Genomic DNA, 14,810 nt, shown 5'->3' with positions numbered 1-14,810 from the left:
CTCACTCCCACAGAGTGCTCGGCGCCGCCGCCCGCACCACCGGCGCGATCTCCTCCGCGAACCGGTGCAGCGTCTCGATCTGCTCGCTCGTCCCCTGCCCGAACGTGTCCACCGTCACGGACTGCAGGTCGTGCCGGTACACCGCGTGGTAGCCGAGGATCTTGTCGATGATCTGCTGCGGCGAGCCGATGAGCTGCGGACCGTCCGCGATGGCGTCCTCGATCGTCCGGAACGGTGTGTTGTAGCCCGCCTTGCCGGCCAGGTGCGGCTTGAAGGACTGGGCGACCTTCGCCTCGTACAGCTCCTTGTACCGGGCGACGGCCTGCTCGTGCGTGTCCGCGATCAGCAGCCCGCCCGAGCCCGCCGCCACGTGCGCCCGCGCCGGATCGTGCCCGTACGCCGCGAACCGCTCCCGGTAGTGGTCGATCAGCTTCGCGTACGCCGCCCGGGGCTGGATCGCGTTCGCCGTGAACAGCGGATCGCCGTGCCGGGCCGCCAGCTCGGGGGAGTTGAGGGAGGTCGCCGAGCCGTGCCAGACACGGGGGAGACCCGCGTACGGGCGCGGCACCGTCGTCACCCCCTTCAGGGCGGGCCGGAACTCGCCGTCCCAGTCGACGCCCTCCTCCGTCCACAGCCGGCGCAGCAGCTCGTACTTCTCCTTCTGCAGATCCCACTGGCGCGCCTCGTCGAGGCCGAACAGGTCGAAGTGGCCCGCCTCCGCGCCCTTGCCGATGACGAGTTCGACGCGGCCGCGCGAGAGCTGGTCGAGCGTCGCGTAGTCCTCCGCGACCCGCACCGGGTCCAGGATCGCCACGACCGTGACGCCCGTGAGCAGCCTGATCCGGGTCGTGCGCGCCGCAAGGGCGCCGAGGATCACGGTCGGGCTCGACGACAGGAACGGGCCCGCGTGCCGCTCGCCGACCGCGTACGCGTCGTAGCCGAGCTGTTCCGCGGCGACACCGACCTCGACGACCTCGGCCAACCGGTCCGCCGCTGACGGGAGTTCACCGGTCAGCGGGTGCGGGGCGTGGCCGATGATGGACAGGACCTGGAATCTCATGGCTCCACTGTCGCCCGCGCACATTGCTGCCGTATGTCCGCCGCATGGCGGCGCCCGGGGATGCTCAAGGGGCGGATGCGTAAGGGGCGGCCCTCCGTGGGAGCCGCCCCTTACATCCGCGCTGCGGGTTACTTCTTGTCGAGCATGTCCTGCACCTTGCCGCGCACCTCGTCCGTGGCGAGGCCGCGGATCGTCAGTGTGGTGCGGCGGCGCAGCACGTCGTCCGGGGTCTCGGCCCACTCGTGGTCGCGGGCGTAGGCGACCTGCGCCCAGATCTCCGGGGCGTCCGGGTGGACGCGCTCGCCCAGCTCCGGGTTCTCGTTGGCCAGCCGCGCGATGTCGAAGGCCAGCGAACCGTAGTGGGTCGCCAGGTGCTTGGCCGTGTCGGCGGACATCTGCGGGCCGGGCGCCGGGTTGTCGATGAGGAGGCGGTGCGCGACGGCGCGCGGGTTGGCGACACCGGGGAGCGGCAGCCGCTTCGGCAGCTCGCCGATGGGCTCGAAGTCGTTGCCGAGCGGGTGGCCGGGCAGCGCCTCCAGCTTCTTCATCACCGTGCGGCCGATGTGGCGGAACGTCGTCCACTTGCCGCCCGCGACGGACAGCATGCCCGCCCGGCCCTCGGTGACGACCGTCTCGCGCTTGGCCTTGGACGTGTCGCCGGGACCGCCGGGAAGGACGCGCAGACCCGCGAACGAGTACGTGATCAGATCCCGCTTCAGCTGCTGGTCGCGGACGGAGAAGGCGGCCTCGTCCAGGATCTGGTCGATGTCCTTCTCGTTGACCGCGACGTCCGCCGGGTCGCCCTCGTACTCCTCGTCGGTCGTGCCGAGAAGCAGCATGTCCTCCCAGGGGAGGGCGAAGGTGATGCGGTACTTGTCGATGGGGGTGGCGAGCGCGGCCTTCCACTGCGAGGTCCGCTTCAGAACGAGGTGCGCGCCCTTGGAGAGGCGGATGGAGGGGGCCGCGTCCGGGTCCTCCATCTTGCGCAGGTGGTCGACCCACGGGCCGGTCGCGTTGAGGACGAGGCGGGCGTTGACGCCGAACTCGTCGCCGCTCGTACGGTCCTTCAGCTCGGCGCCGGTCACCTTGCCCTTGGTGAAGCGCAGGCCGGTCACCTCGGCGTGATTGAGGACGACGGCACCGGCGTCGACCGCCGCACGCACGGTCATCAGCGCCATCCGCGCGTCGTTCATCTGGTCGTCGCCGTACACGGCCACGGCCTTCAGGTTCTCGGTGCGCAGCTCGGGCACGTCCTGCTGCGCCTTGGCGGGGGAGAGCAGGTGGCCGACGCCGTCGCCGAACGCGGACAGGGCGCTGTAGGCGAAGACGCCCGCGCCCAGCTTGGCCGCGCCGTGCGGGCCGCCCTTGTAGACGGGCAGGTAGAAGGTGAGGGGGTTGGCGAGGTGCGGCGCCACGTTCTTCGACACCGCGCGACGCTCGAAGTGGTTCTCCGCGACCAGCTTCACCGCGCCGGTCTGCAGGTAGCGCAGACCGCCGTGGAGCAGCTTGGAGGAGGCGGAGGACGTGGCACCGGCGAAGTCACCGGCGTCGACCAGGGCCACCCTGAGACCGGACTGCGCGGCGTGCCAGGCAGTGGAGATGCCCAGGATGCCGCCGCCGATCACCAGGAGGTCGTACGTCGCCTTGGAAAGCTGCTCGCGGGTCTCGGCGCGGGTCGGGTTCGAACCGGCGGCCGGGTGCGTTCCGAGGGCAGGCACGGTCTGCAGGGTGGTCTTGGTAGTCATGGTGGGGTGTTACTCCTCGACAGAGCTGTCTTCGAGCCAGCCCATGGACCGCTGCACGGCCTTGAGCCAGCTCTTGTACTCACGGTCGCGGGTGGCCGCGTCCATGCGGGGGGTCCATTCGGCGGCGCGGCGCCAGTTGGCGCGCAGGTCGTCGGTGGAGGACCAGAAGCCGACGGCGAGACCGGCGGCGTAGGCGGCGCCGAGGCAGGTCGTCTCGGCGACCATCGGGCGCACCACGGGGGCGTCCAGGAAGTCCGAGAGGGTCTGCATCAGCAGGTTGTTGGAGGTCATGCCGCCGTCGACCTTGAGGGCCGTGAGCTCGACGCCGGAGTCCTTGGTCATGGCGTCGCTGATCTCACGGGTCTGCCAGGCCGTGGCCTCCAGGACGGCGCGCGCGATGTGCGCCTTGGTGACGTACCGGGTCAGACCGGTGATCACACCGCGGGCGTCGGGGCGCCAGTACGGGGCGAACAGACCGGAGAAGGCCGGGACGAAGTAGGCGCCGCCGTTGTCCTCGACCGACGACGCGAGCGTCTCGATCTCGGCGGCGGACTTGATGAGGCCCATCTGGTCGCGCATCCACTGCACCAGCGAACCGGTGACCGCGATGGAGCCCTCCAGGGCGTAGACCGGCTTCTGGTCGCCGATCTGGTAGCCGACGGTCGTCAGCAGCCCGGAGTAGGAGTTGATGGCCTTGTCACCGGTGTTGATCAGCATGAAGGTGCCGGTGCCGTACGTGGACTTCGCCTCGCCCTCGGCGAAGCAGGTCTGGCCGAACAGGGCGGCCTGCTGGTCGCCGAGCGCGGAGGCGACGGGGATGCCGCCGAGGAGGTCGCCGAGCTTGCCGCCGGTGACCTCTCCGTAGACCTCGGCGGAGGAGCGGATCTCGGGCAGCATGTTGGGCAGCACGCCGATGGAGTTGCAGATGCGCTCGTCCCACTCCATCTTGTGCAGGTTCATCAGCATGGTGCGCGAGGCGTTGGTGACGTCGGTGACGTGCTTGCCGCCGTCGACACCGCCGGTCAGGTTCCAGATGACCCAGCTGTCCATCGTGCCGAAGAGGATGTCGCCGGCCTCGGCGCGCTCGCGCAGCCCCTCGACGTTGTCGAGCAGCCAGCGGGCCTTGGGCCCGGCGAAGTACGAGGCGAGGGGGAGGCCCGTCTCGCGGCGGAAGCGGTCCTGGCCGACATTGCGGCCGAGCTCCCGGCAGAGGGCGTCGGTGCGGGTGTCCTGCCAGACGATGGCGTTGTGGACGGGCTCACCGGTGTTCTTGTCCCAGAGCAGCGTCGTCTCGCGCTGGTTGGTGATGCCGATGGCCTTGATGTCGTCGCGGGTGATGCCGGCCTTCTTGACGGCGCCGGCGACGACCTCCTGCACGTTCGCCCAGATCTCGTTGGCGTCGTGCTCGACCCAGCCCGGCTTCGGGAAGATCTGCTCGTGCTCCTTCTGGTCGACCGACACGATCCGGCCGTCCTTGTCGAAGACGATGCAGCGGCTGGACGTGGTGCCCTGGTCGATCGCCGCGATGAAGGGTCCTGCGGTGTGTGCGTCGCTCACGGGGTGCTCCTGAAGAAGTTCTCGATGCTCGGGCGGGTTCTCGCAGACTGGGCGGGCTCGGGCGGCCTACTTGAACGCCACGTTGTACAGGCCACCGGCTATGGCGCCGCCGATCAGCGGGCCCGCGATCGGGATCCAGGCGTACGACCAGTCGGAACCGCCCTTGTTGGGCAGCGGAAGGAGGGCGTGCACGATGCGCGGGCCGAGGTCACGGACCGGGTTGATCGCGTAGCCCGTCGGCCCGCCGAGCGAGAGGCCGATGCCGACGACGACGAGCGCGGTGATCAGGGCGCCGAGCGTGCCCAGGCCGTTGCCGCCGTCGTTCAGGCCCTGCGTGAGGATGGCGAGAACCAGCACGACGGTCGCGATGATCTCCGTGATCATGTTCTGCGCGACGTTGCGGATCTCCGGGCCCGTCGAGAAGACACCGAGCACGGGGCCCGCCTTGGGCGCGGCCTTCTGGTCGACCAGGCCGTCCTCGTCGGGCTGCGCGGCGAGCACCTCCGGGTCGGTCAGGTGCGCGTGGAACTGGCCGTAGTACGTCGCCCAGACCAGTACGGCGCCGATCATCGCGCCGAGCAGCTGCGAGCCCAGGTAGAGCGGTACGTCGCTCCACTTGGTGCCGCCCTCGATGGCGAGGCCGATGGTGACCGCGGGGTTCAGGTGGGCGCCCGAGACGCCGCCCGCGAGGTAGGCGCCGGTCAGGACCGCGAAGCCCCAGCCGAACGCGATGGCGACCCAGCCGGCCCCGAAAGCCTTCGAGCGCTTGAAAGTGACGGCGGCGCAGACGCCACCGCCCAGCAGGATGAGCACGGCGGTACCGATGGTCTCGCCGATGAAGATGTCGGAGCTGGACACCCGCGACTCCTTTGTCCTTCGTCCAGGGAAACCGAACCCCGGGTCCCTCTCCGGTGGTCCGCGCCCTCCAGTGAGGGCGGTCTCGGCCTGGCCTCGTCACACTCTAACGCGTATTGCCGGTAGGTGTTCGACAATGCCGACCGATGGACGCGAGTTTGCTCTCGGGCCAGTTCGATCGTCAAGGGTTCTGTTATCCAAAGCACGATCGTTATTGATCGATCGTGCCTATCGGTACGCTGCGGTCATGGGTGGCGCGGTCAGGGTTGTCGTGCGCGTGCGGCGAGTCGTCGTGTGCGTGCGTCGAGTCGTCGTGGACGCGCATCGAGTCGTCGTGGACGTGCATCGATGGTCGCGCGGGAAGGTGCAAGCTGCACCTTGAAACGGAAGCGCCCCGTCCGTGGATGGGGCGTGAGAAGCGGAGAGGGCGCTCAGAAGCGGCTGGCCCCCAGGTCGCGGGAGACCGCCCGCGCCGTGTCCCGCACGGCCGCGATCAGCTCGGGACGCAGCGCGCCCCGGTCGTCGTCCTTGCAGACCCGCTCGACCGCGCCCGTGATGCCGACCGCGCCCACCGGCATCCGGTGCCGGTCGTGGATCGGCGCCGCGACCGACGCGACGCCCTCCCAGGTCTCCTCGACGTCCTCGGCGTACCCGCGCGCGCGGGTCAGGTCCAGGACGCCCTCGAACCCCGCCAGGTCGCTCACCGTGCGCGCCGTGAAGTCCTTGCGCTCGGCCTCCATGACCTCGCTGTGCGCCACCGGGTCGTACGCGGAGAGCACCTTGCCCAGGGCCGTCGAGTGCAGCGGCTGCATCGCCCCGACCTCCAGGACCTGCCGGCTGTCGTCCGGCCGGAACACGTGGTGCACGATCAGCACGCCCTGCTGATGGAGCACGCCCAGATAGACGGCCTCGCCGCTGGAACGGGCCAGGTCGTCCGTCCACACCAGGGCGCGGGCCCGCAGCTCGTGCACGTCCAGGTAGCTGTTGCCCAGGCGGAGCAGCTCGGCACCCAGCTGATAGCGCCCCGACGCCGCGTCCTGCTCGACGAAGCCCTCGGCCTGCAAGGTGCGCAGGATGCCGTGGGCCGTGCCCTTGGCGAGACCGACGGCGGAGGCGATGTCCGAGAGACCGAGCCGCCGCTCGCCGCCCGCGAGGAGCCGCAGCATCGCCGCGGCTCGTTCGAGCGACTGGATGTTGCGTGCCATCGCAGTCCCTTCCTCCCTACGGTTCCTCTCGCGACCCGTGTCGCCGGGCAACGCTCACTACGTTCGACAATGCTGAACAGTATCGGTCGTTGCCGACCTCCTGCTAATGCGGCGTGAGCCTATTCCCCGACCCGCCACGTGTCAGGAGCCGCCGCCGGACAGATGTTCCGGCACCGCTGCGTCACCGTCCTGGCCGTGCCCGGACAGTGTGGCGCGCTCGCGACGCCCGACATTCCACGCCGTGGACGTCTTCCCCCGGGAACCTCGCTCCCCGCTACCCTGGCCGGGTGCGCCTCCAGCAGTGGAGCCGCAAAGCCGACAGCCGTCGCACCTCAGGGAGCACATTCATGGCCTCGTTGCCGACGCCCGCCACCGAACCCCGCGCCCGCGTGGACGCCTTCCGCGAAGCCCTCGCCACCCGAGTCGTGGTGGCCGACGGCGCCATGGGCACCATGCTGCAGGCCCAGGACCCCACCCTTGAGGACTTCCAGCAGCTGGAGGGCTGCAACGAGATCCTGAACATCACCCGCCCCGACATCGTGCGCTCGGTCCATGCCGCGTACTACGAGGTCGGCGTGGACTGCGTGGAGACCAACACCTTCGGCGCCAACCACGCGGCGCTCGGCGAGTACGACATCGCCGAGCGGGTGTACGAGCTCTCCGAGGCCGGCGCCCGGGTCGCCCGCGAGGTCGCCGACGAGTTCACCGCGCAGACCGGACAGCAGCGCTGGGTCCTCGGCTCCATGGGGCCCGGCACGAAGCTGCCCACCCTCGGCCACGCCCCGTACACGGTCCTGCGCGACGCCTATCAGCGCAACGCCGAAGGACTGATCGCGGGCGGCGCCGACGCCCTCCTCGTCGAGACCACCCAGGACCTCCTCCAGACCAAGGCGTCGCTCATCGGCGCCCGCCGCGCCCTGGAGGCCACCGGCACGAACCTGCCCCTGATCTGCTCGGTCACCGTCGAGACGACCGGCACCATGCTCCTCGGCTCCGAGATCGGCGCGGCGCTCACCGCCCTGGAACCGCTCGGCATCGACATGATCGGCCTGAACTGCGCCACCGGCCCGGCCGAGATGAGCGAGCACCTGCGCTACCTCTCCCGCCACTCCCGCATCCCCGTCTCGGCGATGCCCAACGCGGGCCTGCCGGTGCTCACCAAGGACGGCGCCCACTACCCGCTGACCGCCGCCGAGCTGGCCGACGCGCAGGAGACCTTCGTCCGCGAGTACGGCCTCTCCCTGGTCGGCGGCTGCTGCGGCACCACCCCCGAGCACCTGCGCCAGGTCGTGGAGCGCGTCCGCGGCGTGCGGCCGACCCAGCGCGAGCCGCGCCCCGAGCCGGGCGCCGCCTCCCTCTACCAGACCGTCCCGTTCCGCCAGGACACCGCGTACATGGCGATCGGTGAGCGGACGAACGCGAACGGGTCGAAGAAGTTCCGCGAGGCGATGCTGGAGGCCCGCTGGGACGACTGCGTGGAGATGGCGCGCGAGCAGATCCGCGAGGGCGCGCACATGCTCGACCTGTGCGTGGACTACGTCGGCCGTGACGGCGTCGCCGACATGGAGGAACTCGCCGGCCGCTTCGCCACCGCCTCCACCCTGCCGATCGTCCTGGACTCCACCGAGGTCGACGTCCTGCGTGCGGGCCTGGAGAAGCTCGGCGGACGCGCGGTGCTGAACTCGGTGAACTACGAGGACGGCGACGGCCCGGACTCCCGTTTCGCCAAGGTCACCCGCCTGGCGCAGGAGCACGGCGCGGCGCTGATCGCGCTGACCATCGACGAGGAGGGCCAGGCCCGCACCGTCGAGCACAAGGTCGCCATCGCCGAGCGGCTGATCGCCGACCTGACGACGAACTGGGGCATCCAGGAGTCGGACATCCTGATCGACTGCCTGACCTTCACGATCTGCACGGGTCAGGAGGAGTCCCGTAAGGACGGTATCGCGACGATCGAGGCGATCCGGGAGCTGAAGAAGCGCCACCCGGACGTGCAGACCACCCTCGGCCTGTCCAACATCTCCTTCGGCCTGAACCCGGCCGCCCGCATCGTGCTGAACTCCGTCTTCCTCGACGAGTGCGTCAAGGCCGGTCTGGATTCGGCGATCGTGCACGCCTCGAAGATCCTCCCCATCGCGCGGTTCGACGAGGAGCAGGTCGCCACCGCCCTGGACCTGATCTACGACCGCCGCGCCGAGGGCTACGACCCGCTGCAGAAGCTGATGGCGCTGTTCGAGGGCGCCACCGCCAAGTCCCTCAAGGCCGGCAAGGCCGAGGAGCTGGCCGCACTCCCGCTGGACGAGCGGCTCCAGCACCGGATCATCGACGGCGAGAAGAACGGCCTGGAGGCCGACCTCGACGAGGCGCTGCAGGACCGGCCCGCCCTCGACATCGTCAACGACACCCTGCTGGCGGGCATGAAGGTGGTCGGCGAGCTGTTCGGCTCCGGGCAGATGCAGCTCCCGTTCGTGCTGCAGTCGGCCGAGGTGATGAAGATCGCGGTGGCCTATCTGGAGCCGCACATGGAGAAGTCGGACTCCGAGGGCAAGGGCACCATCGTCCTGGCCACCGTGCGCGGCGACGTGCACGACATCGGCAAGAACCTCGTCGACATCATCCTGTCCAACAACGGCTACAACGTCGTCAACCTGGGCATCAAGCAGCCCGTCTCCGCGATCCTGGAAGCCGCCGAGGAGCACAAGGCCGACGTGATCGGCATGTCCGGGCTCCTGGTCAAGTCCACCGTGATCATGAAGGAGAACCTCCAGGAGCTGAACCAGCGCAAGATGGCCGCCGACTACCCGGTCATCCTCGGCGGCGCCGCCCTGACCCGCGCCTACGTCGAACAGGACCTGCACGAGATCTACGAGGGCGAGGTCCGCTACGCCCGTGACGCCTTCGAGGGCCTGCGCCTGATGGACGCCCTGATCGCGGTCAAGCGCGGCGTGCCCGGCGCCACCCTGCCCGAACTGCGCCAGCGCCGGGTCAAGGCCACCGACGTAGCGGTCGAGGAACAGCCCGACGAGGGCCCCGCCCGCTCCGACGTCGCCACCGACAACCCCGTACCCACCCCGCCCTTCCGGGGCACCCGCGTCGTCAAGGGCATCCAGCTCAAGGAGTACGCCTCCTGGCTCGACGAAGGCGCCCTCTTCAAGGGCCAGTGGGGTCTGAAGCAGGCGCGCAGCGGCAACGGTCCGACCTACGAGGAGCTGGTGGAGAGCGAGGGCCGCCCGCGCCTTCGCGGCTGGCTCGACGAGCTGCACACCAAGAACATGCTGGAGGCGGCCGTCGTCTACGGCTACTTCCCGTGCGTCTCCAAGGGCGACGACCTGATCATCCTCGACGACGAGGGCAACGAGCGGACCCGCTTCACCTTCCCGCGCCAGCGCCGCGGCCGCCGCCTGTGCCTCGCCGACTTCTTCCGCCCCGAGGAGTCCGGCGAGACCGACGTGGTCGGCCTCCAGGTCGTCACCGTCGGCTCGAAGATCGGTGAAGCCACCGCCGAGCTCTTCGCCGCCGACTCCTACCGCGACTACCTCGAACTCCACGGCCTCTCCGTGCAGTTGGCGGAGGCACTCGCCGAGTACTGGCACGCCCGCGTCCGCTCCGAGCTGGGCTTCGCCGGTGAGGACCCGGCCGGCATGGAGGACATGTTCGCCCTGAAGTACCGCGGCGCCCGCTTCTCCCTCGGCTACGGCGCCTGCCCCAACCTGGAGGACCGCGCGAAGATCGCCGAGCTGCTCCAGCCCGAGCGGATCGGCGTCCACCTCTCCGAGGAGTTCCAGCTCCACCCCGAGCAGTCCACCGACGCCATCGTCATCCACCACCCCGAGGCGAAGTACTTCAACGCGCGGTAATCCACCGGCGTCGTACACTGGTCGGTCCAGCACAGGCCGGTCGCCCTCCCGCTCAGGGAGGGGGACCGGCCTTCTCGTCCCTCATGGAGGTGTACTCGGATGACCAGTACGGTCCCCGCACTCGGTACCCGAACGGCCGAAGGCTCCACGCTGCAGGCCGTGCTCCTCGACATGGACGGAACACTCGTCGACACCGAGGGATTCTGGTGGGACGCCGAGACCGCCGTCTTCGAGGCGCTCGGCCACACCCTCGACCCCGCCTGGAAGCAGGTCGTGGTCGGCGGCCCCATGACCCGCAGCGCGGGCTTCCTCATCGAGGCGACCGGCGCCGACATCACCGTGGACGAGGTGACCGTCCTGCTCAACGACGCCTTCGAACACCGGATCAGCCGGTCCCTGCCGCTCATGCCGGGCGCGGCGAGACTCCTCGGGGAACTGGCCGCCCACCAGATCCCCACCGCCCTCGTCTCCGCGTCCCACCGGCGCATCATCGACCGCGTCCTGCACTCCCTCGGCCCCCGCCACTTCCGCCTCACCGTCGCAGGCGACGAGGTCAGCCGCACCAAGCCGCACCCCGACCCCTACCTCCTCGCGGCGAGCGGCCTCGACGCCGAACCGGCCCGCTGCGCCGTCATCGAGGACACCGCCACCGGCGTCGCCGCCGCCGAGGCGGCCGGCTGCCACGTCGTCGCCGTCCCCTCCGTCGCACCGATCGAGCCCGCCCACCGGCGGACCGTCGTGCCCTCCCTCGAACACGTCAACCTGCCTTTTCTGCATGGCCTGATGACGCCCTGAACGCTGCCGGGTGGCTGAATTCCCGCCCCCACCCACCCGGTTGAACGTGTGACCTTTCCCACTCGGCGGGGGGTCGACAGGGGTGCCGCGCCGTGCTGCGCGACGGCCCCGAGCCCCGCCGGACGGGACCTTGTGTCCCGATTGGTGGCCCCCTGCGCGAAACCTTCCCCCTAACGTGTTTTCGGTGCGTCCACGCCTGAAAACGCAGCGTGATGGGGGCCCCTCCGAAGCGCCCGCGAGCCCCGGCACCGGCCCCGGTTAATGTCGTCGCGAGAACCTCGTCACAACCCTCCCGTGACCCGCGCACACCACCCCTGTCACGCTCCACGGGATCGACAGCTCTGGAGAACTTCGAGCATGAACCGCAAGACCTTGGTGCTGCCGGCAGTCGTCGGTCTGCTGGCTCCCGTGCTCGCCGCCTGCGGCGGGTCCGACAGCGGGGGAGACGGCGGCGACGCCATCTCCGTGGGCACCACCGACCGGTTCGTGGCGTCGAAGAAGGTCCCCGCCCCGTTCGACCCCGCCTACGCCTACGACGTCGGCTCCTGGAACGTGCTGCGCCAGACCGTGCAGACGCTCATGACGATGCCCCGCAGCGGCAGCGGCGACCCCGTCCCCGAGGCCGCCGAGAGCTGCATCTTCAGCGACAGCGGCAGCGAGCGGTACGTCTGCACCCTGCGCAAGGACCTGAAGTTCGCCAGCGGCGACCCGATCACCGCCGCCGACGTGAAGTACTCCATCGACCGGGTCCGCGCCATCAAGGCCGACTCCATGGTGTACAGCCTTCTCTCCACCATCGACACGGTCGAGACCCAGGGCGACCGCAAGGTGATCTTCCACCTCAACACCCCGGACGCCACCTTCCCGTACAAGCTGGCCACGCCCACCGCCGGCATCGTCAACCCTGACGACTACTCGGCGAAGGCGCTGCGCGACGGCTTCGAGGTGGACGGCTCCGGCCCGTACACGCTGCAGGCCGAGGTCAAGGACAACGCCGTCGTCAAGACCGTCTTCACCAAGAACCCCAACTACCAGGGGCAGTTGCAGCCGAAGAACGACAAGGTGGAACTGGTCTCCTTCGACGGCGCCGAGGCCATGGGCAAGGCGCTGGAGAAGGGCGACCTGGACGTGATGACGCGCGCCATGTCCCCGGAGCAGATCAACACGTACTCGACCAACCCGCCCAAGAACGTCAACCTGGTCGAGTCGTCCGGCATGGAGATCCGCTTCCTCGGCTTCAACACCGCGACGGGCAGCGCCAAGAGCAAGGCCGTCCGCCAGGCCATGGCACAGGTCATCGACCGCGGCGAACTCGTGGCCAAGGTCTACGGAACCACCGCCGACCCGCTGTACTCGCTGGTGCCCGCGGGCATCACCGGCCACCAGAACTCGTTCTTCAACAAGTACGGCGACCCGGACAAGACGAAGGCCACGGCGACGCTGAGCCGCGCCAACATCACCACGCCGGTCAAGATGACCCTGCACTACACGACCGACCACTACGGCTCGGCCACCAAGAAGGAGTTCGAGGTCCTCAAGGACCAGCTGAACGCCAGCGGTCTCTTCGACGTCGACGTCAAGGGCGACCTCTGGGAGACCTTCCGCAACGCCGAACTCGACGGCAAGTACGACGTCTACGGCATGGGCTGGTTCCCCGACTTCCCCGACGCGGACAGCTTCCTCGCGCCGTTCCTCGACAAGGACAACACCCTCGGGTCGCCCTACGCGAACGGCACCATCCGCAACCAGCTGATCCCCGCCGAGCGCCGTGAGGCCGACCGCCTCACCGCCTCCAAGAGCCTCCAGCAGATCCAGAACATCGTCGCCGAGGACGTGCCGACCCTGCCGCTGTGGCAGGGCAAGCAGTACGTCGCCGCCCGCGACGACGTCACGGGCGTGGAGCGGACCCTGTCCTCCTCCTCGGTCCTCCAGCTCTGGGAGCTGGGCCGCGGCATCAGCGAGTAAGCGCTCCGCTCCGCACGCACGAGAAGGCGGCGGCCACCTCCGGGTGGCCGCCGCCTTTCGTCGCACGTGTGCCGCGCGCGCCGTACGTGGCTGCGCGCGGGGGCTACTGCGCGCCCGGCCGCACCAGGCCGCTCTCGTACGCGTACACCGCCGCCTGCACCCGGTCGCGCAGCCCCAACTTCGTGAGCACGTGCCCGACATGGGTCTTCACGGTCGTCTCGCTCACGAACAGGTCCGCGGCGATCTCCGCGTTCGACAGGCCGCGCGCCACCAGCTTGAGCACCTCGACCTCACGCTCCGTCAGCGTGTGCAGGGTGTCCGGCACCGGCTCGTCACCCGACGGCAGATGGTCCGCGTACTTGTCGAGCAGACGGCGCGTGATGCTCGGCGCGAGCATCGCCTCACCGGCGGCGACCACGCGGATCGCCTGCACCAGCTCGTTCGCCGGGGCGTCCTTGAGGAGGAAGCCGCTGGCGCCCGCCTTCAGGGCCTCCACGACGTACTCGTCGAGGTCGAAGGTCGTCAGGACCAGGACCTTCGCCGGGCCGTCCTTGCCGGGACCGGTGATCTGCCGGGTCGCCTCGACCCCGTCCATCCGCGGCATCCGGATGTCCATGAGCACCACATCGGGCTGCAGCGCCCGCACCTGATCGAGAGCCTGCAGGCCGTCTCCGGCCTCACCGACGACCGCGATGTCCTGCTCGGCCTCCAGAATCATGCGGAAGCCGGTGCGCAGCAGCGGCTGGTCATCGACCAGTAGGACGCGGATGGCCACGAAACTCTCCTTCGATAGTCCGGCCCATTCTGCCCTGCTAGGCCTGGCCGGACTCGGCCGCCCTGATCGGGAGCGGCTGCGCCTCCCGGGGGACGACCGCCGGGCCACCGGCCGGACCGCCCGCCGGGGAGCGCACGGGCAGCGGATACGGCGGGGGAGTGCCCCCGAACTCCGGGCAGAAGGCCTGGTGGTCGCACCAGCCGCACAGCTTCGTCTGCCGCGTCCGCCACTCGCCCGTCGCCGTGGCCTCCTTGATCGCCTCCCACAACGCGTGCAGCTTGCGCTCCACCCGCTCCAGATCGGCGATCACCGGGTCGTACGTCAGCACGTCCCCGCTGCCCAGGTACACGAGCTGCAGCCGCCGCGGCACGACGTTCTTCAGCCGCCACACCACCAAGGCGTAGAACTTCATCTGGAACAGCGCGCCCTCGGCGTACTCCGGCCGCGGCGCCTTGCCCGTCTTGTAGTCGACGATGCGCACCTCGCCCGTCGGCGCCACGTCGACCCGGTCGATGATGCCGCGCAGGCGCAGCCCCGATTCCAGCTCGGCCTCGACGAACAGCTCCCGCTCGGCGGGCTCGAGGCGGGTCGGATCCTCCAGCGTGAACCACCGCTCGACCAGCCGCTCGGTGTCCCCGAGCCACTGGGCCATCCGCTCGCCCTCGGCGTCCTCGGCGAACAGCTCGCCCAGCTCGGGACGCGCCTCGCGCAGCCGGTCCCACTGACCCGGGATCAGCGCCTTGGCGCGCGGCGCCGTCCGCTCCCCGGCGGGCGCGTCAAACAGTCTTTCAAGCACGGCATGGACCAGCGTCCCGCGCGTCGCCGCCTCGCTCGGCTTCTCCGGCAGCTTGTCGATCACCCGGAACCGGTACAACAACGGGCACTGCATGAAATCGCTCGCGCGCGACGGCGACAGCGAGGCAGGCGCGGCGGCGACGCTCTCGCCGCGGCCCGATTCGGTACTGGTCTCCATGTCCCACGACGATACGGGCCGCC

The 14,810-nt window shown here is 69.9% G+C and carries 10 protein-coding genes; 3 read left to right on the top strand and 7 right to left on the bottom strand.

From position 1 onward, the window contains the following. Position 1 precedes the first annotated feature (1 nt). The 5 genes from N5I75_RS06455 to N5I75_RS06435 all read right to left on the bottom strand — a co-directional run bounded on the left by N5I75_RS06455 (position 2) and on the right by N5I75_RS06435 (position 6,422). Positions 2 to 1,060 (bottom strand): LLM class flavin-dependent oxidoreductase, encoded by a 1,059-nt coding sequence (locus tag N5I75_RS06455; RefSeq protein ID WP_476675211.1) that lies wholly within the window; start codon positions 1,058 to 1,060, stop codon positions 2 to 4. A gap of 128 nt (positions 1,061 to 1,188) precedes the next feature. After that, positions 1,189 to 2,805: a glycerol-3-phosphate dehydrogenase/oxidase gene (locus N5I75_RS06450; RefSeq protein WP_476675210.1), complete on the bottom strand. Its 1,617-nt coding sequence runs from the start codon at positions 2,803 to 2,805 to the stop codon at positions 1,189 to 1,191. 9 nt (positions 2,806 to 2,814) lie between these two features. Next, positions 2,815 to 4,362, bottom strand: coding sequence for a glycerol kinase GlpK (gene glpK / locus N5I75_RS06445; protein WP_476675208.1), 1,548 nt, complete (start codon positions 4,360 to 4,362; stop codon positions 2,815 to 2,817). Between the two features lie 66 nt (positions 4,363 to 4,428). After that, a complete protein-coding gene (locus tag N5I75_RS06440; protein WP_476675206.1) occupies positions 4,429 to 5,220 on the bottom strand; it encodes an MIP/aquaporin family protein in 792 nt (263 codons plus the stop codon). A gap of 428 nt (positions 5,221 to 5,648) precedes the next feature. Further along, entirely contained in the window at positions 5,649 to 6,422 is a 774-nt protein-coding gene (locus N5I75_RS06435; RefSeq protein ID WP_394435370.1) for an IclR family transcriptional regulator, read from the bottom strand. A gap of 347 nt (positions 6,423 to 6,769) precedes the next feature. Between N5I75_RS06435 and metH the strand changes: the two genes are divergently transcribed. The 3 genes from metH to N5I75_RS06420 all read left to right on the top strand — a co-directional run bounded on the left by metH (position 6,770) and on the right by N5I75_RS06420 (position 13,039). Then, entirely contained in the window at positions 6,770 to 10,279 is a 3,510-nt protein-coding gene (gene metH / locus N5I75_RS06430; RefSeq protein WP_476675204.1) for a methionine synthase, read from the top strand. 99 nt (positions 10,280 to 10,378) lie between these two features. Continuing rightward, the gene (locus N5I75_RS06425) at positions 10,379 to 11,074 is read left to right on the top strand and encodes an HAD family hydrolase (protein ID WP_476675202.1); all 696 of its coding nucleotides are present in this window, start codon (positions 10,379 to 10,381) and stop codon (positions 11,072 to 11,074) included. A gap of 357 nt (positions 11,075 to 11,431) precedes the next feature. Continuing rightward, entirely contained in the window at positions 11,432 to 13,039 is a 1,608-nt protein-coding gene (locus N5I75_RS06420; protein ID WP_476675200.1) for an ABC transporter substrate-binding protein, read from the top strand. Between the two features lie 103 nt (positions 13,040 to 13,142). Here N5I75_RS06420 and N5I75_RS06415 read toward each other — a convergent pair whose 3' ends face one another. After that, positions 13,143 to 13,814: a response regulator transcription factor gene (locus N5I75_RS06415; protein WP_361074102.1), complete on the bottom strand. Its 672-nt coding sequence runs from the start codon at positions 13,812 to 13,814 to the stop codon at positions 13,143 to 13,145. Between the two features lie 37 nt (positions 13,815 to 13,851). After that, positions 13,852 to 14,787, bottom strand: a complete 936-nt coding sequence (locus tag N5I75_RS06410; RefSeq protein ID WP_476675198.1) for a RecB family exonuclease — start codon at positions 14,785 to 14,787, stop codon at positions 13,852 to 13,854. Positions 14,788 to 14,810: the final 23 nt, after the last annotated feature.

This window comes from Streptomyces sp. R818, assembly GCF_056172735.1.
The sequence above is the reverse complement of the archived record's forward strand: the minus strand, read 5'-3'. Positions and strand labels throughout refer to the sequence as shown.

What these genes read in the sequence shown, in the direction of transcription:
- N5I75_RS06450 (WP_476675210.1), bottom strand. Translation starts at nt 2,805, where the DNA reads ATGACTACCAAGACCACCCTGCAGACCGTGCCTGCCCTCGGAACGCAC.
- N5I75_RS06435 (WP_394435370.1), bottom strand. Translation starts at nt 6,422, where the DNA reads ATGGCACGCAACATCCAGTCGCTCGAACGAGCCGCGGCGATGCTGCGG.
- N5I75_RS06420 (WP_476675200.1), top strand. Translation starts at nt 11,432, where the DNA reads ATGAACCGCAAGACCTTGGTGCTGCCGGCAGTCGTCGGTCTGCTGGCT.
- N5I75_RS06410 (WP_476675198.1), bottom strand. Translation starts at nt 14,787, where the DNA reads ATGGAGACCAGTACCGAATCGGGCCGCGGCGAGAGCGTCGCCGCCGCG.
- metH (WP_476675204.1), top strand. Translation starts at nt 6,770, where the DNA reads ATGGCCTCGTTGCCGACGCCCGCCACCGAACCCCGCGCCCGCGTGGAC.
- N5I75_RS06425 (WP_476675202.1), top strand. Translation starts at nt 10,379, where the DNA reads ATGACCAGTACGGTCCCCGCACTCGGTACCCGAACGGCCGAAGGCTCC.
- N5I75_RS06455 (WP_476675211.1), bottom strand. Translation starts at nt 1,060, where the DNA reads ATGAGATTCCAGGTCCTGTCCATCATCGGCCACGCCCCGCACCCGCTG.